We start from the raw sequence: 22,654 nt of genomic DNA, 5'->3' as shown, positions 1-22,654 counted from the left end.
GGGGGGGGGGCGGGGGGCCGTCCCGGTTGGGTGTCGGAGGACCCCCCGCGGGCCCCCCCCCCCCGGGGGGGGGGGGGGCCCCCCGGGGGGCCCCCCCCCGCGGCCGTGTCCCGTCAGCCGGGGATCAGCCCGTCGTCCCCCAGCAGTCCGCGCACCTCTTCGGCGTGGGCGTCGGAGGCCGGGAGGATCAGCTCCGACGGTTCCAGCGTGTCGTCGGGGACGGCCGCGCCGAACTCCCGCACCTTGTCGAGCAGCGCGCCCAGGGCGGTGCGGAAGGCCGGCTCGTCGCCGGACTCCAGCGCCGCCAGGAGCAGGTCGTCATAGCGGTTGAGCTCGTCGAGGTGACTTTCGGCCACTTCGAGCTGTCCCTCCCCCATGATCCGTACGATCATGAGCCGTCCTTCTTGTCGAACGTGAAGTCCGGGTGCGGCTGCGCGGACTGCGGCGGGGACTGCCGACCCTGCTCGATGGCCGGGGCCGCCGGGCCGCCGGCCAGTTCCTGCTTCATCCGCAGCAGTTCGAGCTCGACGTCGTTGCCGCCGCCGAGGCGGTCCAGCTCCGCGCTGATGTCGTCCTTGCCGCCGCCGAGCATGTTGTCGAGCGCGCCGATGGCCTCCAGCTCGCCCAGGGCCGCGCCGCGCGCCTGCATCTGCGAGATCTTGTCCTCGCTGCGCTGCATGGCCATCGACATGTCGGACATCTCCTCGGAGATGCCGGTGAACGCCTCGCCGATCCGGGTCTGCGCCTCAGCCGCCGTGTACGTCGCCTTCAGCGTCTCCTTGCGGGTCCGGAAGGCGTCGACCTTGGCCTGGAGGCGGTGGGACGACTGGATGAGCTTCTCTTCGTCCTGCTGCAGCTGCTGGTACTGCACCTGCAGGTCGCTGATCTGCTGCTGGACGTTCGACCTGCGGGTCAGCGCCTCACGCGCCAGGTCCTCACGGCCGAGCGACAGGGCCTTGCGGCCCTGGTCCGCCAGCTTGGCGCCCTGCTGTTCGAGCGTGCGCAGTTGCAGTTCGAGTCGTTTCCGGGCGGTGGCCACGTCGGCCACACCCCGTCGCACCTTGTGCAGCAGCTCCAGCTGCTTCTGGTACGAAAGATCAAGCATCTCGCGCGGGTCCTCGGCCTTGTCCAAAGCCTTGTTCGCCTTCGCGCGGAAGATCATTCCCATCCGCTTCATGACACCGCTCATGGGCCTCGCGCGCCCCCTTCAGGGATTTTGCCGACACAGCATCGCGGGCGGGATGCTGTCACCAGCTGCCAGCGTATGCCGCTGCCCGGAGTTCCGGCAGCGGGAAGAACATCACGTCACAGACGTACCAGTGGCGTTTCCGCCTCCGCTCCACCGCCGCGGGTGGTCGGTCCGCCCGCGGTCGGCGGCGGATCGGCACCCGGTCGGTGGCACAGTCGTGGCACACGTCCCGTTTGACGTCCGAAGGCCCGGTGAAGTGCCCGGGGTCGAACACGTACCCTGGGGTCGTGTTCCGACGCCGCTCCCAGACCTCAGCAGCCGAGACCCCCGCCAAGAGCCTGGAGCGTCTCCAGGCCGAAGCGCAGGTCCGCGATCCGCAGGCCCCCAAGGGCCGCCCGACGCCCAAGCGCAGTGAGGCCGAGGCCTACCGCAAGAAGGCGCAGGTCAACACCAAGGACCCGAAGGCCGCGCGCAAGCTTTCCCGCGAGAAGATGCGGGAGGAGCGCGAGTCCCAGCGGCAGGCGCTCATCACCGGCGACGAGCGGGCCCTGCCCAGCCGCGACAAGGGCCCCGTGCGTCGCTTCGCGCGTGACTACGTCGACTCGCGGTTCTGGGTGGGTGAGTTCTTCCTGCCCATCGCGGTGGTCATCCTGGTGATGACGCTGCTGCCGAGCCTGGCGTTGAAGAACGTCTCCCTGCTGCTCTGGCTGGGTGTGATGGTCCTGATCGGCGTCGACACGCTGCGGCTGCGCATCGGTCTCAAGAAGCAGCTCAAGGAGCGCTTCGCGGACCAGAGCCTCAAGGGCGTCGTCGCGTACGGCTTCATGCGGAGCCTGCAGATGCGCCGGATGCGCCTGCCGAAGCCGCAGGTCAAGCGGGGCGAAACCCCGTAAGTCAGCTTCAGGACCGGTCCCGGGTGTCACAACCCGGGACCGGTCGTATCTGTACCCGCGACCTGCCGATGGAGTGTTCGACCACCATGGCCACCACCGCCGAGCCCCACACCGTCACCGCGTCCGAGGGAAACCTGCACACCGTCGTCCGCCGGGAGATCGTGGCCCGGCAGCTGGCGTCCCACCTCGCGCGACTGCGCGGACGCGGGCCCCTGCGGGTGCTCGACGCCGGGTGCGGCCCGGCCTCCCCCGCGCTGCTGCTGGCCCGCGCCGGGCACATCGTGACCGCCGTGCACACGGACACCGCGTTCCTGTCCGCGCTGCACGCCGAACTGATGCTGGAGGCCCCGGAGGTCCAGACCAGGCTGCGCCTGGTCGAGGGCGACGGGGCTGAGGCCGGGCGGCACTTCACCCCGGGCAGCTTCGACCTGGCGCTCTGCCATGACGTACTCGAACTGGTCCCGGAGCCGGACGGCATCCTGGCCGCACTGTCGCGGGTGCTCGCGCAGGGCGGGCTGATGTCCGTGACCTCGCGGAACATCGAGTCGACCGCGATGCGGCCCGGGTCGGCCGGGCAGTGGAACAACACCCGCAAGGCACTGGACGCCACCACGGTCCCGAACCCGGCGGGCGGCACGCTGCGCGCCGACTCGGCCGCGACGCTGAGCACCGTGCTGTCCGATCTGGGCGCGCCCGTCCTGGAGTGGTACGGCGTCGGTGTCTTCACCGGCATGCAGCCCGACGACGCCCCCGTGCCCCGGGCCGGCAAGGCGTGGCAGACCCTCATGTCGGTCGAGGAGGAGGCCGGACGCCGCGACCCGTACCGCAGCGTCGCGCCGGTCGTGCACCTGGTGGGCGAAAAGACGGTCCGGTGATCACCGCATAGGGTGGTGTCCATGGAGTTCCGACACCTCGGCCGCAGCGGTCTCATCGTCAGCGAGATCGCCTACGGCAACTGGCTGACCCACGGATCCCAGGTCGAGGAGGATGCGGCGACGGCGTGCGTGCGCGCCGCCCTCGACTGCGGGATCACCACCTTCGACACCGCGGACGTGTACGCCGAGACGCGTGCCGAGTCCGTCCTGGGCCGCGCGCTCAAGGGCGAGCGCCGCGAAGGCCTGGAGATCTTCACCAAGGTCTACTGGCCCACCGGTCCCGGGAGGAACGACCGCGGCCTGTCGCGCAAGCACATCGCAGAATCGGTCAACGGCTCGCTGAAGCGGCTCCAGACCGACTACGTCGACCTGTACCAGGCGCACCGCTTCGACCACGAAACCCCGCTCGAAGAGACGATGCTGGCGTTCGCCGACGTCGTGCGCGCGGGCAAGGCGCTGTACATCGGCGTCTCGGAGTGGACCGCCGACCAGATCCGCCGCGGGGCCCAGCTGGCCCGTGAGCTGAACGTGCCGCTGGTGTCGAACCAGCCGCAGTACTCGATGCTGTGGCGCGTCATCGAGTCGGAAGTCGTGCCCACCAGCGAGGAGCTGGGCCTGGGGCAAATCGTCTGGTCGCCGATCGCGCAGGGCGTGCTTACGGGCAAGTACCTCCCGGGCCAGGCCCCGCCGGCCGATTCGCGGGCCACCGACGACAAGGGCGGCGCCGACTTCGTGTCGCGGATGCTGACCGACGACGTGCTCACCCGCGTCCAACAGCTCAAGCCGCTCGCCGAAGAGGCGGGCCTGTCGATGGCCCAGCTCGCCGTCGCGTGGGTGCTGCAGAACCCGAACGTGTCCGCCGCGATCATCGGGGCGTCGCGCCCCGAGCAGGTCGTGGAGAACGTCAAGGCGGCCGGGGTGAAGCTCGACGAGGAACTGCTCGGGAAGATCGACGTGATCCTGGAGCCGGTCGCGCAGACCGACCCGGCGCAGACGCAGAGCCCGCCGACCAGGCCGTAGGCAGGGCCCGCCGGCCAGGTCGCAGCGCGCAGAGCCCGCCGACCAGGCCGTAGTACGCAGAGCCCGCCGACCAGGCCGTAGTACGCAGAGCCCGCCGACCAGGCCGCGTAGTACGCAGAGCCCGCCGACCAGGCCGTAGTACGCAGAGACGGCCCCGCCCTCCGGTTCGCCGGGGGCGGGGCCGTAACGCTGCGGTCAGGCGGTCGGCACCGGATGCCCGGCCCCCGGACCGCTGCGGTCAGGCAGTCGGCACCGGCTATTCGGTGCCCAGGCTCATCGGTCCGTAGACCTTCGTGTCGTCCTCGAACAGCGTGACCGCGGTGACGCCCTCTCCGGCGAGGGCCTTCCACTCCTCGCCGAGCCAGCTCTCCGCGTCCGACTGGTTCGGGAAGTCGTCCGGCTGCACGCCTGACACTTCGGCCCCGTCCGCGTCCTCGTACCGCCACTTCCAAGTCATTCCGGGCTCCCTCGATCTCACACGTCCACGCTTGGCCGCACACTAGCGCTAGCGACTTACTCATCCCCCGTACCGCCAGGAGCACCCCCGAATCATGGAGCTGACGCTGCTCGGCACGGCCGGCCCGCGGGGCTGGCCCCAGCCGTTCTGCACCTGCGCGTCCTGTCTGGGGTGCACCGGGTCAGCGGTGCGGGAGCCCACTTCGGTGCTCGTGGACGGCACCCTGCTCCTGGACTGCGGCTCGGAGCCGGCGCACTCGGCGGCCCGCGCGGGGCTTCCGCTGACGGCCGTGCGGCACCTCCTGCTGACCGTTCCGGCCGAGGCCGCGCCGCTGGGCTGGGTCCCCCGGGCCGGCCTGGAGACGGTCTCCGGCCCGTCGGAGGCACCCGGGACGATGCCGGGCCCGTCCGCGGGCGGCCCGCCGTGGCGGCAGGTCGCCCCGGGCGACGTGCTGGACCTGGGCGACCACACGGTGAAGGTGCTGCCCGGCGGGTCCCCGGGGCGGGTGGCGTACGCGGTGACGGGCCGGGAGGGCACCCGGCTCCTGTACATACCTGTCTCCCCACTGCCCCCTGACGCCGCGTCGGAGCAGGCGTGGGCGGACGCGACCGGCGGTTATCCGTACGACATGGTCCTGCTCGACGTCGTCACGTGGCCCGAGCGGCTCGCCGCGCTGCGGCGCAGCGGGGCGGTCACGGAGGTGACCGACGTCCTGGCGGTGCACCTGTCGCACGATTCGCCGCCCGGTGAGGAACTGCACCGCCGCCTGGTGGCGTGGGGTGCGCGGGCGGTGCCGGACGGCGGGGTCGTCCGTACGGGCCCGGAGACGTCGGCGGCTCCCGTGCGGAGCCTGCGCACGCTGGTGCTCGGCGGCGCGCGGTCCGGCAAGTCGGCTGAGGCCGAGCGCCGGATGGCCGCACTGCCGCGGGTGGACTACGTCGCCACCGGCGGGACGCGGGAGGGCGACGCCGAGTGGGCCGAGCGGGTGGGCCTGCACCAGGGCCGCCGCCCCGCGCACTGGACGACGGTCGAGTCGGTGGACCTGGTGGGGCTGCTGGCCTCGTCCCGGGCCCCGCTCCTGGTCGACTGCCTGTCCTTGTGGCTGACCGCGGTGATGGACGAGTGCGGCGCGTGGGACGACACGACCTGGTACGCGGGCGGCCAGGCCGCCGTGCGCAAGCGGGTGGACGAGCTCGTGCGCGCATGGCGGAGCACCCGGCTCCAAGTGGTCGCGGTGAGCAACGAAGTCGGCAGCGGAGTCGTGCCCGGGACTCCGGCGGGACGGCGGTTCCGCGATGAGCTGGGTCGGTTGAACGCGGTGGTGGCGGGCGAGTCGGACGAGGTCCTGATGGTCGTCGCCGGGCAGGTCCTGACGCTGAAGAGCCTGCCGCGCCGGGCGCGGCACGCGCGCGACTAGTTGGTTTTCAAGGCCGTCGTACGGATTTCAGACACGCCGTCGCACGCCGCGCGGGGCCGTCGGGGACGTGAGTGCATTCCCTGAGTCGTCGAACTGCGGGATGACGAGTCCGCCACAGTGCACCAGGATCTCCCGCACGGTTGCGTGCAGTTCGTGCCCCGCCTCCGACGATGTGAGCAGTGGGGAGGCGCCGACGTTCAGCCTGGTGGTCGTGGAGGTGGACCTGTGTGCGCTTCCTAAGTCGATGGTGATCTGCACATCGCTTTCTGTCAGGAATTGCGTTATTCCCAGGGCGGGGGGTTCGCCCGCACCTGTCGCCCCTGTCTTCTGTACGGCCCGGCTACGCTGTTGCGACCATGACCGACACCTCGCTTGATCTTGACTCGCTCTCCGGCCTGGTCGAACTGCCGGACGAGGGCGCGCGGGTGCTCCTGCGCGAACATCTGCTGGCCGTCGCCGGGAAACCCGGCTCACTCGGGCGCCTGGAGGAACTGGCCGTCTGGCTGGCCGGCACGCAGGGCGGCTCCCCCGTACGCCCGGTCCTGCGGCCCCGGGTGGTGCTGTTCGCGGGCGACCACGGCATCGCGGAAGCAGATGTGTCGGTACGCCGGCCAGGCGACACCGAGCGGGTCGTCCGCGACCTCCTCGCGGGCACCGGCGCGGCCGGGCTGCTCGCCGAAACCGCGGGCACCGGCGTCCGGGTCGTCGACATGTCGGTGGACTGCGAGCCGTTCCCGAACGGGGTGAGCGAACACCGCGTACGCCGCTCCAGCGGCCGGATCGACCGGGCCGACGCACTGACCCGCGCCGAGGCCGAGCAGGCCTTCGCCGCCGGGATGGCGGTCGCCGACGCCGAGATCGACGCGGGCGCGGACCTCCTGGCCGTCGGCAACCTCGGGGTGGCCGACACGACACCCGCCGCGGTGCTCGTCGGGGCGCTGACCGGCATGGACGCCGCCGCGGTGATCGGCCGCGGCTCGGGCGTCGACGACGCGGCGTGGATCCGCAAGTGCGCGGCCGTCCGCGACGCGCTGCGCCGGGCCCGCCCGCAGTTGGGCGACCCGATGCAACTGCTCGCCGTGAGCGGCGGCGCGGACTTCGCCGCGACGGCGGGTTTCCTGCTCCAAGCTTCGATCCGGCGGACGCCCGTCATCCTCGACTCGCTGCCCACCGCCGCCGCCGCGCTCGTCGTGCAGCGGATCGCCTACCGGGCCCCCGACTGGTGGCTGGCCGGCCATCTGACGCCCGAACCCGGCCACGCCAAGGCACTGGACCGGCTCGCGCTGGTACCGCTGGTGGACTACCGGGTCCGCTACGGCCAGGGGGTGGGGGCACTGCTCGCGCTGCCGCTGCTGAAGGCCGCCGCGGTGCTGGCGGGCCAGCTTCCGGTGCCGGTGCCCGCTCCTGCGTCTGTGTCCGCTCCTGCGTCTGTGTCTGCGACGCCCGTACTGGAGAAGTCCGCACCGGAGAAGCCGGTCCGGCTGGACAAGGAGTGACCTCCGGGCACCATCCGCACGCCAGGGCCGGCTCCGTGCCGGAGGGAAACCGCAGGCACTGGGCCGACATCGCCCACGGTCTGCGGCTGGCGTTCGGCACGCTGTCGGTGATCCCCGCACGGGTGACCCGGGTCGACAAAGTGACCGCCGGGTGGGCGATGCTGCTGGCACCGGCCGTCGGACTCGTCGTGGCCGGGACCGCGGCCGGTGTGCAGAGCCTGGCCCGGTACGCGGGCACGGGGCCGCTGCTCGCCGCCGCGCTGGCCGTCGGCGCGCTCGCCGTACTGACGCGTGGTCTACACCTGGACGGGCTCGCCGACGTCGCCGACGGGCTCGGGTCGGGCAAGCCCGCGCCGGACGCGCTGCGCATCATGAAGCAGTCGGACATCGGCCCGTTCGGGGTGCTGACGCTGCTGCTGGTGCTGCTGGTCGACGTCGCCGCGCTGCAACGGGCGCTGGAGCGCGGGTACGCGTACGGGGCCGTGACGCTGGTGGTCGCGGTGGTCGCGGGACGCACCGCGATCGTGCTGGGCTGTGTGCGTGGCGTGCCGTCCGCCCGGCCCGGCGGTCTGGGCGCGATGGTCGCCGGGACGGTCGGCCGGGCGGGGTCCGCCGCTGTGGCCCTGCTCGTGGCCGGCGGTGCGCTCGCGCTCGGTTCCGCCGTGGGTGACCCCGTACGGCCGGTCCTCGCCGTGTTCGCCGGTCTGACGGCCGCCGCGGCGCTCCTGTGGCACACGGCACGAAGGTTCGGCGGGATGACCGGTGACGTCCTGGGCGCCGTGGCGGAGACGGCCACGGCGACCGCCCTCGTCGTCCTGGCAACCGGTTAGCCACCTCCGGCGGAGCGACGCGGCGGGACCTGCCGGCGGAGCCGCAGAGTGCGTGAGTGCGGCGAATCAGCGGCCCGTGCGGCGATTTAATCGTCCACTGGGTGAGATGCCCGCAAACGCACGTGAAATGCTGAGGCCCGAAGGACGGTTACACCTCCAGCAGGGGGCCCGTGCCGGGCTGCGGCCTCGGCCCGGCGGTTCCGCTGACCCGGTGTCGTCCGGGCCTGTGCGGGCAGCGCCCGTACGGACAGCGGAGTCACCACCGACCGTCACCATCCGTTGCACCAGTGAGAGAAACAGGATCCCCGTGACCACACTGACCCTGAGCACGTCGTCCGCGGCGAAGCTGGCCGCCGACGTCATCGTCATCGGCCTCGTCAAGGGCACCGACGGCCCCGTCGTCGCCGACGGCGGCAAGACCGTCGAAGACGCCTTCGCCGGCCGGCTGACCGAGTCGCTGGCCGCCCTGGGCGCGACCGGCGCCGAGGGTGAGCTCACCCGCGTCGCGACGCTCGGTCAGCTGAAGGCTCCGTTGGTCATCGCGGTCGGCCTGGGCGAGGAGCCGGAGTCCGGCTTCACCGCCGAGACGCTGCGCAAGGCGGCCGGCACCGCCGCCCGCGCGACCGCGGGTTCGAAGAAGCTCGGCCTCGTGCTGCCGCTCCCCGACGCCGCGGCCGTCCGCGCCGCCGGTGAGGGCGCGCTGCTCGGCGCGTACACGTACACCGCCTCGCGCGGGGTGACCCTGGACGCCCAGAAGGCCCCGGTCAAGGACGTCGTCCTGGTCGGCGTCAAGGGCGGCAAGGACAACAAGGCCGCCCTGGACACCGCCACCGTCATCGGCGAGTCGGTCAACCAGGCGCGCACGCTGACGAACACCCCGTCGAACGACCTGTTCCCCCAGGAGTTCGCGTCCATCGCGGCCGACCTGGGCAAGAACCTGGGCTTCAAGGTCGACATCCTCGACGAGAAGGCGCTGGTCAAGCAGGGCTTCGGCGGCATCATGGGCGTCGGCCAGGGCTCGGCCAAGCCGCCGCGCCTGGTGCGCCTGGGCTACACGCACCCCAAGGCCAAGCAGACCATCGCGCTCATCGGCAAGGGCATCACGTACGACTCGGGCGGCATCTCGCTGAAGCCGGCCGGGTCGAACGAGACCATGAAGATGGACATGTCCGGCGCCGGCGCCGTGCTGTCCGCCGTGTCCGCCATCGCCCGTCTGGGCCTGAAGGTCAACGTGACGGGCTGGCTGACGCTGGCCGAGAACATGCCGTCGGGCACCGCCACCCGCCCCGGTGACGTGCTGAAGATGTACGGCGGCCGCACGGTCGAGGTCCTCAACACCGACGCCGAGGGCCGTCTGGTCCTGGCCGACGCGATCACCCGCGCCGGCGAGGAGAAGCCCGCGTACATGATCGACGTCGCGACGCTGACCGGCGCGATGATGCTCGCCCTGGGCACCAACGCCTTCGGTGTCATGGCCAACGACGACGAGTTCCGCTCGCTGATCGTGGACGCCGCGACCATGCAGGGTGAGCAGTCCTGGCCGATGCCGCTGCCCGCCGACCTGCGCAAGTCGATGGACTCGCCGATCGCGGACATCAAGAACATGGGCGCCCGCTACGGCGGCGGCCTGGTGGCCGGCCTGTTCCTGCAGGAGTTCGTCGCCGACGGCATCTCGTGGGCGCACCTGGACATCGCCGGTCCGGCGTTCAACGAGGGCGACGTCTCGGGTTACGGCGCCAAGGGCGGTACGGGCTGCGCCGTGCGCACCCTGGTGCAGGTGGCGGAGGACCTGGCCGAAGGCCGGATCTGATCTGTGGGTCCCGGCGCCGGTCATGCCCGGAACGCAGTGGCACGGTCTTCAGCCACAGCGTCCGGAGCATGGCCGACCCGGGGCCGTCCCCCGCGCGGGCGCCTGCGGGTCAGCCCTTCTGCCGCCGGTCCCACTCCCGCATCCGCTGCGGGTAGCCGACCACCGCCGCGTCGTACAGCGGCAGGCTGTGCTTCTTCGCGAACGCCCGCCCCGCCTCCGGGCCGGCGACGCGGCGGCGGGTCCACTCCCCGGTGTCCGCGACCAGCAGCAGCGTCGTACCGCTGACGTGCGTCGTGGGTTCGAGGTACGCCTCCACCCCGCGCCGTGTGCGGAGGAAGCCGGCCAGGTGGTCGACCGCTTCGGCGGCCAGGGACCGACCGGCCCGCTTCGCCCTGAATCGTCCGAACAGCCCCATGGTGTGGTCCTCCAGTGTTCGAATGCGGGACTTTTCAGCACAGTGTGACGGTTGACGTGGGCGCGGGCCGGTAGCGACGCCGTGACCGGCGTTACTGCTTACCAGCCACCCGTGTGGCAGGGAAACCGGGCCCAGAGTGCGTGCATCCGGTCGACAAGTGCGAGGATGTTGTCCCGGCACATACTGCGCCTTCCACAAGAAGGCGCCCGTGCCGCCTGGAGCCCACAGAGCCGGGGCGGCACGCAAGCATCAGGAGGATGGGGACGTGGCGAACGACGCCGGAGCCGTTTTCGATGTAGTGATCCTCGGAGGCGGTAGCGGCGGCTACGCCTGCGCGCTGCGTGCAGCCGAGCTGGGGATGAACGTCGCCCTTATTGAGAAGGGCAAGCTCGGCGGCACCTGCCTGCACAACGGTTGCATTCCGACCAAGGCGCTGCTGCACGCCGGCGAGATCGCCGACCAGACCCGCGAGTCCGCTTCCTTCGGCGTCAAGTCGACGTTCGAGGGCATCGACATCAAGGCTGTACACGCGTACAAGGACGGTGTGGTCTCCCGTCTGTTCAAGGGCCTCACCGGTCTGATCAAGAGCCGCAGGATCACGGTCGTCGAGGGCGCGGGCCGCCTGGTGGCACCGAACACCGTCGAGGTCGACGGCCTGCGCTACGAAGGTCGCAGCATCGTCCTGGCCACCGGCTCGCAGCCGAAGTCGCTGCCGGGCCTGGCCATCGACGGCGACCGCGTCATCAGCAGTGACCACGCGCTGGTCATCGACCACGTGCCGGCCTCGGCGGTCATCCTGGGCGGCGGCGTCATCGGCGTCGAGTTCGCCAGCGCCTGGAAGTCCTTCGGCGTGGACGTCACCGTCGTCGAGGGTCTGCCGCACCTGGTGCCCGTCGAGGACGAGAGCAGCTCCAAGCTCCTTGAGCGCGCGTTCCGCAAGCGCGGTATCAAGTTCGAGCTCGGCTCGTTCTTCCAGGGTGTGGAGTACACCGGGAAGGGCGTCAAGGTCACGCTGGCCAACGGCAAGCAGCTGGAGGCCGAGCTCCTGCTCGTCGCCGTCGGCCGCGGCCCGGTGTCCACGGGCCTCGGCTACGAGGAGCAGGGCGTCGCGATGGACCGCGGCTACGTGCTGGCCGACGAGTACTGCCGCACCAACGTGCGCGGCGTGTACGCGGTCGGCGACCTCATCCCGACGCTTCAGCTCGCACACGTCGGCTTCGCCGAGGGCATCCTGGTCGCCGAGCACATCGCCGGCCTGAACCCGGTCCCGGTCGACTACACCGGTGTGCCGAAGGTGACCTACTGCGACCCGGAGGTCGCCTCCGTCGGCCTGACCGAGGTCCAGGCCGAGGAGCGCTACGGCAAGGACAAGCTCGCGACGCTGAAGTACAACCTCGGCGGCAACGGCAAGTCCCAGATCCTCAAGACCGCCGGCGAGGTCAAGGTCGTCGCGCTCAAGGACGGCCCGGTCGTCGGCATCCACATGGTCGGCGCCCGCATGGGCGAGCTGATCGCCGAAGCCCAGCTGATCTACAACTGGGAGGCTCTGCCTTCCGAGGTCGCGCAGCTCATCCACCCGCACCCGTCCCAGTCCGAGGCACTCGGCGAGGCTTTCCTGGCACTCGCCGGAAAGCCGCTGCACGTTCACGACTGAGCCGCTGACCCGCGTCGCGGTGTCCGGCACCGGCCCGGCCGCGGAGCGCTCTGCGACAGAGCGCTCCGCGGCGGGGGCCGGCCGGTGGGCCGTGCCCGGCGGAGCAGCGCGCGTCGAGTTTTCAAAGAGCGACCGTCGGTAGGTATCGCCGGTAAGGAGCGGTGCCTGACGTGGTGGCTCGCAAGGCGGACGTGCGCCGTCGCCCTGTTTTCGGGCGTCGGCGCGCGGCCGACGCGGCGGAGTGCCGCGTCAGGTGCCGTAACGCGGCGAGACCTACCGCCGGTCGCTCTATGCCACGGAAGCGTACGAAGGAGTCCCAGACCCCATGCCGGTCTCAGTAACACTGCCCGCGCTCGGCGAGAGCGTCCAGGAGGGTGTCATCACCCGCTGGCTGAAGAAGGAGGGCGACCGGGTCGAGGCGGACGAACCGCTGCTCGAGGTCTCGACTGACAAGGTCGACACCGAGATCCCCGCCCCCGTCGCCGGAATCCTGACCTCGATCAAGGCCCAGGAGGACGAGACCGTCGAGGTGGGCGCCGTGCTGGCGATCATCGACGACGGTACGGGCGCTGTCGAAGCCCCGGCCCCCGCGGCGGAGCCGGAGCCCACTCCTGCCCCCGCCCCGGTGCAGGAGGCCGCTCCGGTCGCCGCGCCGGCCACCCCCGCCCCCGCTGCTGAAGCCCCGGCCGCCCCCGCGGCGCAGGGCGGCGCTGCCCAGGGCACCGAGATCACGCTGCCCGCGCTCGGTGAGTCGGTCACGGAAGGCACCGTCACCCGCTGGCTCAAGCAGGTCGGCGACGCCGTGGCCGCCGACGAGGCGCTCCTTGAGGTCTCGACCGACAAGGTCGACACCGAGATCCCGTCGCCCGTCGCCGGTGTGCTCCTGGAGATCCGCGTCGCCGAGGACGAGACCGTCGAGGTCGGTTCCGTCGTCGCGATCGTGGGCACCCCGGGCGCGGCTCCGGCTGCTCCGGCCCCGGCCCCGGCCGCTGCTCCGGCCCCGGCTGTTCCGGCCCCGGCCGCTGCTCCGGCCCCGGCTGTTCCGGCCCCGGCCGCTGCTCCGGCCGCTGCTCCGGCTCCGGCTCCGGCTCCGGCTCCGGTCCAGGAGGCCCCGAAGCCCGCCCCGGCTCCGGTCCCCGCGCCCGCTCCGGTCGCCGCCCCGGCACCGGAGCCCGCCGCGGCTCCGGCTCCGGCAGCTGCCCCCGCACCCACCGCGAAGGCTCAGGGCGGCGACGGCGCGTACGTGACGCCGCTGGTCCGCAAGCTGGCCGCCGAGCACGACGTGGACCTGTCCACGCTGACCGGCACCGGCATCGGTGGCCGCATCCGCAAGCAGGACGTCCTGGACGCGGCCAGGGCCCGCCCGGCGGCGGCTGCTCCGGCCACCGCCCCGGTTACGGAGTCCGCCGCTGCGAAGGCCCCGGCCACCGCGGCCGCGCCGTCGCCGCTGCGCGGCACCACCGTGCCGATGACGCGGGTCCGCAAGGCCATCGCCAAGCACATGGTGAACTCGCTGAAGGTCTCGGCGCAGCTCACCACCGTGGTCGAGGTCGACGTCACGCGCATCATGCGGCTGCGCGCCAAGGCGAAGGACGGCTTCCTCCAGCGTGAGGGCGTCAAGCTCTCGCCGATGCCGTTCTTCGTCAAGGCCGCGGTCGAGGCGCTGAAGGTCCACGCGGTCGTCAACGCCCGGGTGAACGACGACGACTCGATCACCTACCACGCGGTCGAGAACATCGGCATCGCGGTGGACACTGAGAAGGGTCTGTTCGTCCCCGTCATCCACGACGCGGGCGACCTGAACCTGGCCGGCATCGCCAAGCGGACCGCGGACCTCGCGGGCCGTACGCGCGACGGCGGCCTGAAGCCCGACGAGCTGGCCGGCGGCACGTTCACGGTGACCAACACCGGTTCGCGCGGCGCGTTGTTCGACACCCCGATCCTCAACCAGCCGCAGGTCGGCATGCTGGGGATCGGCGCGACGGTCAAGCGCCCCGTGGTCGTCTCGCACCCGGAGCTGGGTGACACCATCGCCATCCGCGACATGGTGTACCTGGCCCTGTCGTACGACCACCGGATCGTGGACGGCTCGGACGCCGCCCGCTTCCTGGGCACGGTCAAGGCCCGCCTCGAAGAAGGCGCCTTCGAGGGCGACCTCGGTCTGTAGTACCGCTGCTGTAACCGCCGGAGGGCGGGCTTGGAGCCGCAGGGCTCCGGGCCCGCCCTCCGGCGTTACAGCGGGCCCGCCCCCCGGCGTTACAGCGGGCCCGCCGCGTCGATCAGGTGGAAAAGTCCCCTCAACGATCTCCAGAGGGGACTCAACGTCCATGTTCGCTGCGGCTCAGGGCGGAGAACTGGGCAAGGATGTCTCCATGCGCATCGTCGTAGCCGGTTCGTCCGGCCTCCTGGGTACCGCCCTGATCCGCTCGCTGACCGCCGACGGCCATGAGGCCGTCCGGCTGGTCCGCCGTCCCGCACAAGGCAAGGACGAAGTGCGGTGGGACCCCGCCGCCGGGCAGTTGGACCCCGCCGCGCTGGAGGGCGCGGACGCGGTGGTCAACCTCGCCGGGGCCGGGGTGGGCGACCACCGGTGGACCGACGCGTACAAACGCACCCTGCGCGACAGTCGCCTCGACACCACCCGCACCCTCGCCCGGACGATCGCCGTCCTGGGGACTCCCCCGCCGGTGTTCCTGGCCGGGTCCGCGGTCGGCTTCTACGGCGACACCGGCGACCAGGCCGTGGACGAGCGCACGCCGCACGGCCACGGTTTCCTCGCCGACCTGTGCCGGGACTGGGAGGCCGCCACCCGGCCCGCCTCGGAGGCCGGAGTGCGCGTCGCGCACCTGCGCACGGGCCTGGTGGTCTCGCCGGACGGCGGGGCGTGGGGACGGCTGTTCCCGCTGTTCAGGGCCGGCCTGGGCGGCAAGCTCGGTTCGGGCAGGCAGTACTGGAGTTTCATCTCCCGCACCGACCATGTGAACGCCATGCGTCACCTGATCGAACGGACGGACGTCTCGGGCCCGGTGAACCTCACCGCCCCGCACCCGGTCACCAACGCCGAGGTCACCGCGGCCATGGGGCGCGCGCTGCGCCGGCCGACGCTGCTGCCCGCCCCGGGGTTCGCACTGCGCCTGGTGCTGGGCGAGTTCGCCGGGGAGATCACCGGCGGCCAGCGGGCGCTGCCCGCCGTCCTCACGGAGTCCGGGTTCACCTTCGCCCATCCGACGGTGGACGCCGCGGTCACCGAGGCCCTGCGCACCGCCTGACTGATCGTCAAACCTCCCGGCCCGGACAAGTATCAGCCGCTGCCGGGCGCTATCCGCTGACCGCGCTGGGTATGACTCCTGGGCGGATACCGGGAGTTGCACAGCTCCGGCTCCCACACCGCGTCCCGAGGGGATCTGGAGGACGACTGTGTCCGATACGCAGCGCACCGATGTGGTCGTGGTGGGAGCCGGTCCGGCGGGCCTGAGCGCGGCCCGTCACCTGACCGCCGCAGGGGTTCAGGTCACAGTCCTGGAAGCCGGTGACCGGCCGGGCGGCCGGGTGCGCACCGACACGGTCGACGGGTTCACCGTGGACCGCGGGTTCCAGCGTCTGTCCACCGCCTGCCCGCAGGTCGAACGGCAGCTGGACCTGGGCAGGCTCGACGTCAAGGCGTTCAGCCCGGGGGTCCTGCTGTACACCGGGGGCCGCCGGCACCGCATCGCCGACCAGGTGCGGGCCTGGCCGGACAGCGGCTGGAACCCCAAGTCGGCGCTGCGCCACCCGCGCCGGGCGTTCAGCACGCTGCGCCCGCAGAACCACAACGCCCTCAACTCCGCCTTCCAGCAGGTCGCGCAGAGCAGGGCCGCCGACATCCTGACGGGCGCGGAAACCACCGCCGACCGTTGCGCGGCGCTGCTCGCCCTGCCTGCGGCACTGGGCGGGCGTACGGTCCGCCCACTGCTGAGCGCGCTGTTGCACGACCCCGGTCTGGAGTCCTCAGGCCGGTTCGCCGAGTTGACGCTGCGCACGTTCCTGCGCGGCCGGGCGGTCCTGCCCGCGCGGGGCATGGGTGAGATCGCGGCGCAGCTGGCGGCGGCGCTGCCGCCGGGTACGGTCCGGTACGGCGTACGGGTCCTCAGTGTGTCCACCGACCGGGTGGTGACCGACGTCCTGGGGGAGGTCCGGGCCCGCATGGTGGTGGTGGCCACCGATCCGGGGGCGGCCCTGGAGTTGCTGCCGGGGCTGCGCCGGCCGCGGTTCCACCCGGTGACGACGCTCTACCACACGGCGGACGCCGTGCCGTCGGCCGACGACGGGTGGCTGCTGGACGCGGACGGCCGCGGCCCGGTCGCGCACACGGCGGTCCTGTCCTCGGTGTCCCCCGCGTACGCCCCGGCCGGGAAGGCGCTGATCGCCTCCACCGTGCTGGGGTACGACGGGGGGGACCTCGACAAGCTGGAGGTCCGGGTCCGCGAACGGCTCGCGGTCCTGTACGGCGGGGACACCCGGACGTGGCAGCACCTGACGACGCATCACCTGCCGTGTGCCGTCCCGGTGGTGGAGCCGGGGCACAACTTCCGCCGTCCCGTGCGAGTGCTCGCCGGACTGTACGTGTGCGGCGACCACCGTGACTCCAGTTCGCTGCAGGGCGCGCTGGCCTCGGGTGCCAGGGCGGCCCGCTCGGCGCTCGCGGACCTGCGGGTGGCCGCGGTGCCGCTCAGCGCTGCGCTCGCCACGGCGGGCCGCCGGGCGGGGAACCGGCGCCCGGCTGCGTGATCCGGCCCACCCCGACGGCCCACCGCGACGGTCGTGTCAGGCCGGTCACCTCAGGCCGGCCGGCTCAGGCCGGCTGGCTCAGGCCGGCTGGCTCAGGCCGGCCGTCTCAGGCCGGTCACCTCAGGCCGGTCGTCTCAGCGAAGTCAACTGAGCACCGCGGCGAACCCGTCGGTCCGTTCCATGAACTCCCGCACCGCGGGCAGTTCGTGGAACGGGCCGAGCCGGTGGGTGAAGTCGCGGATGTACTCCACCGCGCGCACCGACCGCAGGCCCTCCGCCCGCTCGGTGGCCTCCGTCGCCACCGCGCAGGCCTTCTCGACCTCGCCGAGGCCGACCAGCGCACAGGCCAGGACCGTACGGGAGAAGAGGTTGCTGCGGGCGTACCGCGGGTCGCGCAGGCGCAGGGCGGTCTCCGCGTACTCCCGGGTCAGCCGGTGCTCCCCCAGGTCGCGGAAGCAGTGCGCGTGTTCGTCGGCGAGCTGGGCCTCGTCGAAGAAGTCCGCCCAGTCGGGGTCGTCGTCACCGCTGTCCGCGCTGTCCAGCGCTTGTCCGGCCCGGGACAGGGCGGCCCGGCAGGCCCGCGCGTCGCCGAGCAGTCCGTGGCCGCGCGCTTCGACGGCCGCGTAGACGCCGCGGACGCGCGGGGTGGCGGACGCGCCCACGCCCTGCTGGGCGACCCTGGCCAGTTGCACGGCCTCGCGGCCGTGGCCGAGGTAGACGGCCTGCCGGCTCATCGTCGTCAGCACGTGCCCGCCCAGCGGGCGGTCGCCGGACGCCTGGGCCAGCCGCAGGGCCTGGACGAAGTAGCGCTGGGCCATGCCGTGCACACCCGTGTCGTACGCCATCCACCCGACGAGCCGGGTGAGCGAGGACGTGGCCGCGAACAGTTCGCGGCCGGTCCGGCCGTCGTACGTGCCGCGCAGCATCGCGGCGACCTCGGTGTCGAGGTAGCGCACCAGGGCCTGGCGGCCGTGGCCACCGCCGAAGGTGGCGTCCAGGCGGCGGAAGGCCTCGCCCACCGCGCGGACCGCGGCGACGTCGCCGCCGCCGACCCGGACGCCGTCGGCGCGGGCTGGTTCCTCGTCGCCCGTCCCGATCAGCCAGTCCCGGCTCGGGACGACCAGCGCGCCGGGGGTGAAGGCCGCGTCGACCAGGGCCGCGCGGTGTGCGGCGTCGGCCTGCCACATGCCGGTGACGATGTCGACGGCCTCGGCAGGACCTGACGCGTACTCGAGTCCGGCGTAGTCGGGCCGGCAGCCGGCCATGCCCAGGTCCTCGGCGCTCAGTTTCCGGCCGAGCCGGTGGGTGAAGACTCCGGCCAGCAGGTTGGGGACGGCACCGCGTGGGTGCTGTCCGCGCAGCCAGCGGGCCACGGACGTCTTGTCGTACCTCAGGTCGAGACCTTGTTCGGCGCCCAGCTGGTCGACCCGTCGGGCCAGGCCCGCGTGGGAAAAGGCCGCTTCTTCGACGAGTGCCGCCAAGCGATGGTTGGGACGTCGTTCGGCCCTCGGTGTCATCGCCGGCCGCGCCTCCCCTTCACTGTTCGTTCGCGCGGTGGATGTGGAGTGGTCCCGGCAGGCGTGGAAGTTGCGTGTCAGCGCTCCGGGAACGGCCTGAATCTAGCGATTTCCTGGGAGTTTCAACCCGTACGGCGGCAACTTTGACCCCTACGGGTGACCGTCCGGCCCAAGCGTTCCACTTCCGTTCCACCGGGCGGCTTCCGGAGGCGGGGAAAGGGGCCCGTGCGGGCCTGCGGCGGCGGAGACGTAGTGTGGGCGCGTGGCTGATCTGCGATTCGTATACGCCGGAACCGGCGAGGACGCCGTGCCGTACGAGAAGGCGTGGGAGATGCAGCGCGCCCTCCACGCTTCGGTGGTCTCGGGCGACGCCCCGGACACCGTCCTCCTCCTCGAACACCCGCCGGTCTTCACCGCGGGCCGCCGGACCGAACCGTCCGAGCGCCCGGTGGACGGCACCCCGGTGCTCGACGTGGACCGCGGCGGGAAGATCACCTGGCACGGCCCGGGGCAGCTGGTCGGCTATCCGGTCGTGCGCCTGGGCGACCCGGTCGACGTGGTCGCGCACGTGCGGCGGCTTGAGGACGCGCTCCTGGGCCTGTGTACGGAACTGGGCCTGGAGACGACCCGCATCGAGGGGCGCAGCGGCGTGTGGGTCCTCGGTGACCCGGTGCCGCAGGCCCCCGTCCCCGCGGCCGGCGGCCTGAACCTCCAGCTGGCTCCGGGGATTTCCAGGGACCCGCGCGAAGATCCCGAGTTCGATGCCCGGTTGGCGGGTCCGCAGTACGCCCCGTCCAACGCCGGGCAGCGCGGCGACGACCGCAAGATCGCCGCGATCGGCGTACGGGTCGCCCGCAAGACGACGATGCACGGCTTCGCGGTCAACTGCGACCCCGACATGACCTGGTTCGACCGGATCGTGCCGTGCGGCATCCGGGACGCCGGGGTGACCTCGCTCAGTCAGGAGCTGGGCCGCCGGGTCACGGTCGCCGAGGTGCTGCCGCTCGTCGAGAAGCACCTCGCCGAGGTGTTCGGGCGGCTTCCGGCGCGGTTGTGAACCGTACGCCCCCGTCCTGCCTTTGACTTCCTGTGACGCAGTCGACGCTCCAGTGTTGGAATCCCTGACGGGGGCTTGTCGTTCCCCGTTTACGGAAGGTTCCGCACGGAGGCGTACTCTGTGAAGCACCGACCAGCGGACGCCTTCGAATCCTTGGTAGATCCGCTTTGCCACCCATACAAGGGGGATCACGCGTGTCCGCTGTTGTGCCCGACGGCCGCAAGCTGCTCCGACTGGAGGTCCGCAACGCGGAGACTCCGATCGAGCGCAAACCTTCGTGGATCAAGACGCGCGCGAAGATGGGCCCGGAGTACACCGAGCTGAAGCAACTGGTCCGCAGCGAAGGCCTGAACACCGTCTGCGAAGAAGCCGGCTGCCCCAACATCTACGAATGCTGGGAAGACCGCGAGGCGACCTTCCTCATCGGCGGCGACCAGTGCACGCGGCGCTGCGACTTCTGCCAGATCGACACCGGCAAGCCGGACGCCCTGGACCGGGACGAACCGCGCCGGGTCGCCGAGTCGGTCAGGACCATGGGTCTGAAGTACTCCACGATCACCGGTGTCGCCCGTGACGACCTGCCCGACGGCGGGGCGTGGCTGTACGCGGAGACCGTGCGGCTCATCCACGAACTCACAGCGTCTGTTGAAAACCCGGGCGGCACCGGCGTCGAACTGCTGATCCCGGACTTCACCGCGCAGCCCGACCAGCTGGCTGAGGTTTTCTCCTCCCGTCCTGAGGTACTCGCCCACAATGTGGAGACGGTGCCGCGCATCTTCAAGCGCATCCGCCCCGGCTTCCGCTACGAGCGCTCCCTGTCGGTGATCACCGCGGCCCGTGAGGCCGGCCTGGTGACCAAGTCCAACCTGATCCTGGGCATGGGCGAGGAGCGCGAGGAGATCAGCCAGGCGCTGCAGGACCTGCACGACGCGGGCTGTGAACTGATCACGATCACGCAGTACCTCCGGCCGACCGTGCGCCACCACCCCGTGGAGCGCTGGGTCAGGCCGGAGGAGTTCACGGAGCTGAGCGAAGAGGCTGAGGAGATCGGCTTCGCCGGTGTCATGTCCGGGCCGCTGGTGCGTTCGTCGTACCGCGCGGGCCGGCTCTACCGCCAGGCGCTCGAGCACCGCGGACAGCAGGCCCCGGCGGTCTGACCGGCCGCCGGGCAGGCACACGCGCGTCGGGATCCGGCCATTCCGGGTCCCGGCCGCGGACCGCCGTGCGCACCTCCGCCCGGCGGCGCGGGTCCCACACCGTGGGAAATACCTTCACCGCGGTTTGACCCGTACGCAATCGACTGGTAACACAGGGTCGCGAGAGTTCAGAGCGACCCGCACCACCCACCGGACTCCGTACACCGGGGGCTGTGGTTTCGATTTCCGACTCAGGACCCGTCCGCCCCGTCGCGGACCGGCCCGCACTCTGGGGGCAGACGACCATGCAGACCGCATCCGCCACACCCGACCGGACGGCCTACGACAACGTGACCGCGATCCGCGGCGCCCTCGACCTCGGCGCCGCCGCCCAGCGTGCCGCCGTCGGCAGGGTGCTGCGCACAGTCGAGACGATGTTCATGTTCCAGGGCAGCCAGCGCACCGCGCGCCGCAACGCCTGGACCGCCGTGTGCGCCGACCGCAGCCGGGCCCGCGAGCGGGCGGAGGCCGGGGACATCCTCCAGCGGCTGAACAACCGCCAGAACGCGGCCGGCGAAGCCTGACCGTCCGCGCCGGAGGTCCGGTGCCGGTGGTGGCCGGACAAAAACTCCGGGCACTTGTCGGAGAGTTGGCTGCGACCACGTATTCTCTTGCGCATGGCGAGCAAGGAACCAGCAGAGAACGGCGGCCGGCTGAAGCAGATCCGGCTCGCGTACCAGATGACGAAGAAGTCCGACCCGAAGGTCGGCCTGATCGTGGCCGGCTACGGCCTGATCGTCTTCGCGGTCGTGCTGGCGATCGGGTTCTGGTGGGGACACCCGGTGTACCTGGGCGTCCTGGGTGCGCTGACAGGTCTCCTCGTAGCGGCGATCATGTTCGGCCGACGCGCCGAGAAGGCCGTACTCGGGCAGATGGAGGGCCAGCCGGGTGCCGGCGCGGCCGTACTCCAGTCGCTCAAGCGCGGCTGGGTCGTCAGTCCCGGCGTCGCCGCCAACCGCAGCCAGGACATGGTGCACCGGGCCGTCGGCCGCCCCGGCATCGTCCTGGTCGGTGAAGGCCGCGGGGCGGGCGTGAAGCAGTTGATCGCCGCGGAGAAGAAGAAGATGGCCCGGGTCGCCGACGGCATCGCCGTCTACGACGTCATCGTCGGTGACGAAGAGGGCCAGGTTCCGCTGAAGAAGCTACAGCGGCACATCATGAAGCTCCCGGTCACCATGACCAAGCAGCAGGTGGGCACGGTCAACGACCGCCTGCGCGCGCTGGGTGACCTGCTGTCGAACATGCCGATGCCGAAGGGCCCGATGCCCAAGGGCGCCCGGATGCCGCGCGGACCGCGCCAGTAGCCCCGTACTCCCCCGTCAACGTCGACGGCGGGTGCCCGACCTGGGAACAGGTCGGGCACCCGCCGTTTTTCTTCTGCCGGGGGCTCCGGTCTCCTACGCGTTGACGACCGCGGTGTGCGCTGCCTTGTCGTGCAGGCCGCGGCCGTCACGGTCATAGATGCCGGCGGGGAAGACCAGGCACAACAGGAGCGTACGGACGACAATCGCGCCCGGCGTCGGGCGGCCTGTGCGCAGCGAGACCACCCGGAGCTTCAGCAGCCGCTTGCCGAAGGTCGTGTTCATGGTGCTGAGGAGGATCATGTTCTCCGCCGCGAACACCGCGAGGGTGCCCCAGCTGGTGCCGATCGAGCTCGCGTCGCCGTGGCCCAGGAAGGCCAGCGCGATCATGTAGCTGAGCAGCCAGTCGATGAGCAGGGCGCCGAGTCTGCGGCCCACCGGGGCGAGCGACCCTGAGCCGCTCCCGGGGAGTCCGAGGCGCTCCCCGCGGTAGCCGTCGGTTTCCGTGCCCGGCTGGGGTGCGTTCCGCGCGTTGGTGTCCACCCGTACAACGGTACTGAGTCTTCCGGGGGACGACCCCCCGACCCCCGGCTACTGAGTCTTCCGGGGGACGACCCCCCGGCCCCCGGCTGATGTGGTCCGCGCGCGGTCTTCCCCGGGTCGTGACGTTTCATGACCCCCCGCTGGTGAAAGGTGTGTCACAGTGCCAGGCCCCCCACTTGGGCATTCGTCCGGTTGGAGGATTGCGTAACCTGGGGGA

At 71.8% G+C, this 22,654-nt stretch carries 21 protein-coding genes; 15 read left to right on the top strand and 6 right to left on the bottom strand.

The features are described 5' to 3' along the window. Nucleotides 1-113: 113 nt before the first annotated feature. On the bottom strand, nt 114-392 hold the full coding sequence (pspAA, locus tag AC0Z36_RS03595) for a PspA-associated protein PspAA (protein WP_485461174.1): 279 nt from the start codon (nt 390-392) through the stop codon (nt 114-116). Continuing rightward, entirely contained in the window at nt 389-1,189 is an 801-nt protein-coding gene (locus AC0Z36_RS03590; RefSeq protein WP_485461173.1) for a PspA/IM30 family protein, read from the bottom strand. The genes pspAA and AC0Z36_RS03590 overlap by 4 nt, the downstream gene beginning before the upstream one ends. A gap of 287 nt (nt 1,190-1,476) precedes the next feature. Between AC0Z36_RS03590 and AC0Z36_RS03585 the strand changes: the two genes are divergently transcribed. From AC0Z36_RS03585 to AC0Z36_RS03575, 3 genes are all read left to right on the top strand, one after another. Next, entirely contained in the window at nt 1,477-2,082 is a 606-nt protein-coding gene (locus tag AC0Z36_RS03585; RefSeq protein ID WP_485461172.1) for a DUF3043 domain-containing protein, read from the top strand. 86 nt (nt 2,083-2,168) lie between these two features. Then, complete coding sequence (locus tag AC0Z36_RS03580) at nt 2,169-2,957, top strand: class I SAM-dependent methyltransferase (protein WP_485461171.1); 789 nt, start codon at nt 2,169-2,171, stop codon at nt 2,955-2,957. A gap of 21 nt (nt 2,958-2,978) precedes the next feature. Beyond that, the gene (locus AC0Z36_RS03575; RefSeq protein WP_485461170.1) at nt 2,979-3,977 is read left to right on the top strand and encodes an aldo/keto reductase family protein; all 999 of its coding nucleotides are present in this window, start codon (nt 2,979-2,981) and stop codon (nt 3,975-3,977) included. Between the two features lie 256 nt (nt 3,978-4,233). Here the strand turns inward: AC0Z36_RS03575 and AC0Z36_RS03570 are convergent, their stop codons facing one another. Then, on the bottom strand, nt 4,234-4,434 hold the full coding sequence (locus AC0Z36_RS03570; RefSeq protein ID WP_485461169.1) for a hypothetical protein: 201 nt from the start codon (nt 4,432-4,434) through the stop codon (nt 4,234-4,236). Between the two features lie 94 nt (nt 4,435-4,528). On the opposite strand from AC0Z36_RS03570, the gene AC0Z36_RS03565 reads away from it, so the two are divergent. From AC0Z36_RS03565 to AC0Z36_RS03550, 4 genes are all read left to right on the top strand, one after another. Then, the gene (locus AC0Z36_RS03565) at nt 4,529-5,851 is read left to right on the top strand and encodes a bifunctional adenosylcobinamide kinase/adenosylcobinamide-phosphate guanylyltransferase (protein ID WP_485461168.1); all 1,323 of its coding nucleotides are present in this window, start codon (nt 4,529-4,531) and stop codon (nt 5,849-5,851) included. Nucleotides 5,852-6,207: 356 nt separating this feature from the next. Then, nucleotides 6,208-7,347: a nicotinate-nucleotide--dimethylbenzimidazole phosphoribosyltransferase gene (locus tag AC0Z36_RS03560; protein ID WP_485461167.1), complete on the top strand. Its 1,140-nt coding sequence runs from the start codon at nt 6,208-6,210 to the stop codon at nt 7,345-7,347. A 35-nt stretch (nt 7,348-7,382) separates the two neighbouring features. Then, on the top strand, nt 7,383-8,177 hold the full coding sequence (locus tag AC0Z36_RS03555) for an adenosylcobinamide-GDP ribazoletransferase (protein ID WP_485461166.1): 795 nt from the start codon (nt 7,383-7,385) through the stop codon (nt 8,175-8,177). Between the two features lie 307 nt (nt 8,178-8,484). Then, entirely contained in the window at nt 8,485-9,987 is a 1,503-nt protein-coding gene (locus tag AC0Z36_RS03550) for a leucyl aminopeptidase (RefSeq protein WP_485461165.1), read from the top strand. A 109-nt stretch (nt 9,988-10,096) separates the two neighbouring features. Here AC0Z36_RS03550 and AC0Z36_RS03545 read toward each other — a convergent pair whose 3' ends face one another. Then, on the bottom strand, nt 10,097-10,402 hold the full coding sequence (locus AC0Z36_RS03545; protein WP_485461164.1) for a hypothetical protein: 306 nt from the start codon (nt 10,400-10,402) through the stop codon (nt 10,097-10,099). 265 nt (nt 10,403-10,667) lie between these two features. Between AC0Z36_RS03545 and lpdA the strand changes: the two genes are divergently transcribed. The 4 genes from lpdA to AC0Z36_RS03525 all read left to right on the top strand — a co-directional run bounded on the left by lpdA (nt 10,668) and on the right by AC0Z36_RS03525 (nt 16,823). Then, nucleotides 10,668-12,056: a dihydrolipoyl dehydrogenase gene (gene lpdA, locus AC0Z36_RS03540; protein WP_485461163.1), complete on the top strand. Its 1,389-nt coding sequence runs from the start codon at nt 10,668-10,670 to the stop codon at nt 12,054-12,056. A 325-nt stretch (nt 12,057-12,381) separates the two neighbouring features. Beyond that, the gene (sucB, locus tag AC0Z36_RS03535; protein WP_485461162.1) at nt 12,382-14,223 is read left to right on the top strand and encodes a 2-oxoglutarate dehydrogenase, E2 component, dihydrolipoamide succinyltransferase; all 1,842 of its coding nucleotides are present in this window, start codon (nt 12,382-12,384) and stop codon (nt 14,221-14,223) included. 205 nt (nt 14,224-14,428) lie between these two features. Then, on the top strand, nt 14,429-15,325 hold the full coding sequence (locus AC0Z36_RS03530; RefSeq protein ID WP_485461161.1) for a TIGR01777 family oxidoreductase: 897 nt from the start codon (nt 14,429-14,431) through the stop codon (nt 15,323-15,325). A 148-nt stretch (nt 15,326-15,473) separates the two neighbouring features. Continuing rightward, nucleotides 15,474-16,823 (top strand): NAD(P)/FAD-dependent oxidoreductase, encoded by a 1,350-nt coding sequence (locus tag AC0Z36_RS03525; RefSeq protein ID WP_485461160.1) that lies wholly within the window; start codon nt 15,474-15,476, stop codon nt 16,821-16,823. A gap of 143 nt (nt 16,824-16,966) precedes the next feature. Here the strand turns inward: AC0Z36_RS03525 and AC0Z36_RS03520 are convergent, their stop codons facing one another. Further along, the gene (locus AC0Z36_RS03520; protein WP_485461159.1) at nt 16,967-18,340 is read right to left on the bottom strand and encodes an NsdA family TPR-like regulatory protein; all 1,374 of its coding nucleotides are present in this window, start codon (nt 18,338-18,340) and stop codon (nt 16,967-16,969) included. Nucleotides 18,341-18,602: 262 nt separating this feature from the next. Here AC0Z36_RS03520 and lipB point away from each other — a divergent pair, with 262 nt between their 5' ends. The 4 genes from lipB (at nt 18,603) to AC0Z36_RS03500 (ending at nt 21,897) form a co-directional block, all read left to right on the top strand. Then, nucleotides 18,603-19,397: a lipoyl(octanoyl) transferase LipB gene (lipB, locus tag AC0Z36_RS03515; protein WP_485461158.1), complete on the top strand. Its 795-nt coding sequence runs from the start codon at nt 18,603-18,605 to the stop codon at nt 19,395-19,397. Between the two features lie 194 nt (nt 19,398-19,591). Further along, nucleotides 19,592-20,554, top strand: a complete 963-nt coding sequence (gene lipA / locus AC0Z36_RS03510) for a lipoyl synthase (protein ID WP_485461157.1) — start codon at nt 19,592-19,594, stop codon at nt 20,552-20,554. Nucleotides 20,555-20,766: 212 nt separating this feature from the next. Beyond that, the gene (locus AC0Z36_RS03505) at nt 20,767-21,117 is read left to right on the top strand and encodes a hypothetical protein (protein WP_485461156.1); all 351 of its coding nucleotides are present in this window, start codon (nt 20,767-20,769) and stop codon (nt 21,115-21,117) included. 93 nt (nt 21,118-21,210) lie between these two features. Continuing rightward, nucleotides 21,211-21,897 carry a DUF4191 domain-containing protein gene (locus AC0Z36_RS03500; RefSeq protein ID WP_485461155.1) on the top strand — a complete coding sequence of 229 codons (687 nt, stop codon included), beginning with the start codon at nt 21,211-21,213 and terminating at the stop codon, nt 21,895-21,897. Between the two features lie 93 nt (nt 21,898-21,990). Here AC0Z36_RS03500 and AC0Z36_RS03495 read toward each other — a convergent pair whose 3' ends face one another. After that, nucleotides 21,991-22,437, bottom strand: a complete 447-nt coding sequence (locus AC0Z36_RS03495; protein WP_485461154.1) for an RDD family protein — start codon at nt 22,435-22,437, stop codon at nt 21,991-21,993. Nucleotides 22,438-22,654: the final 217 nt, after the last annotated feature.

The organism is Kitasatospora sp. UYEF31 (assembly GCF_057291755.1).
Note: the sequence above shows the minus strand (reverse complement) of the source record. Positions and strands in the feature narration are given on the sequence as shown.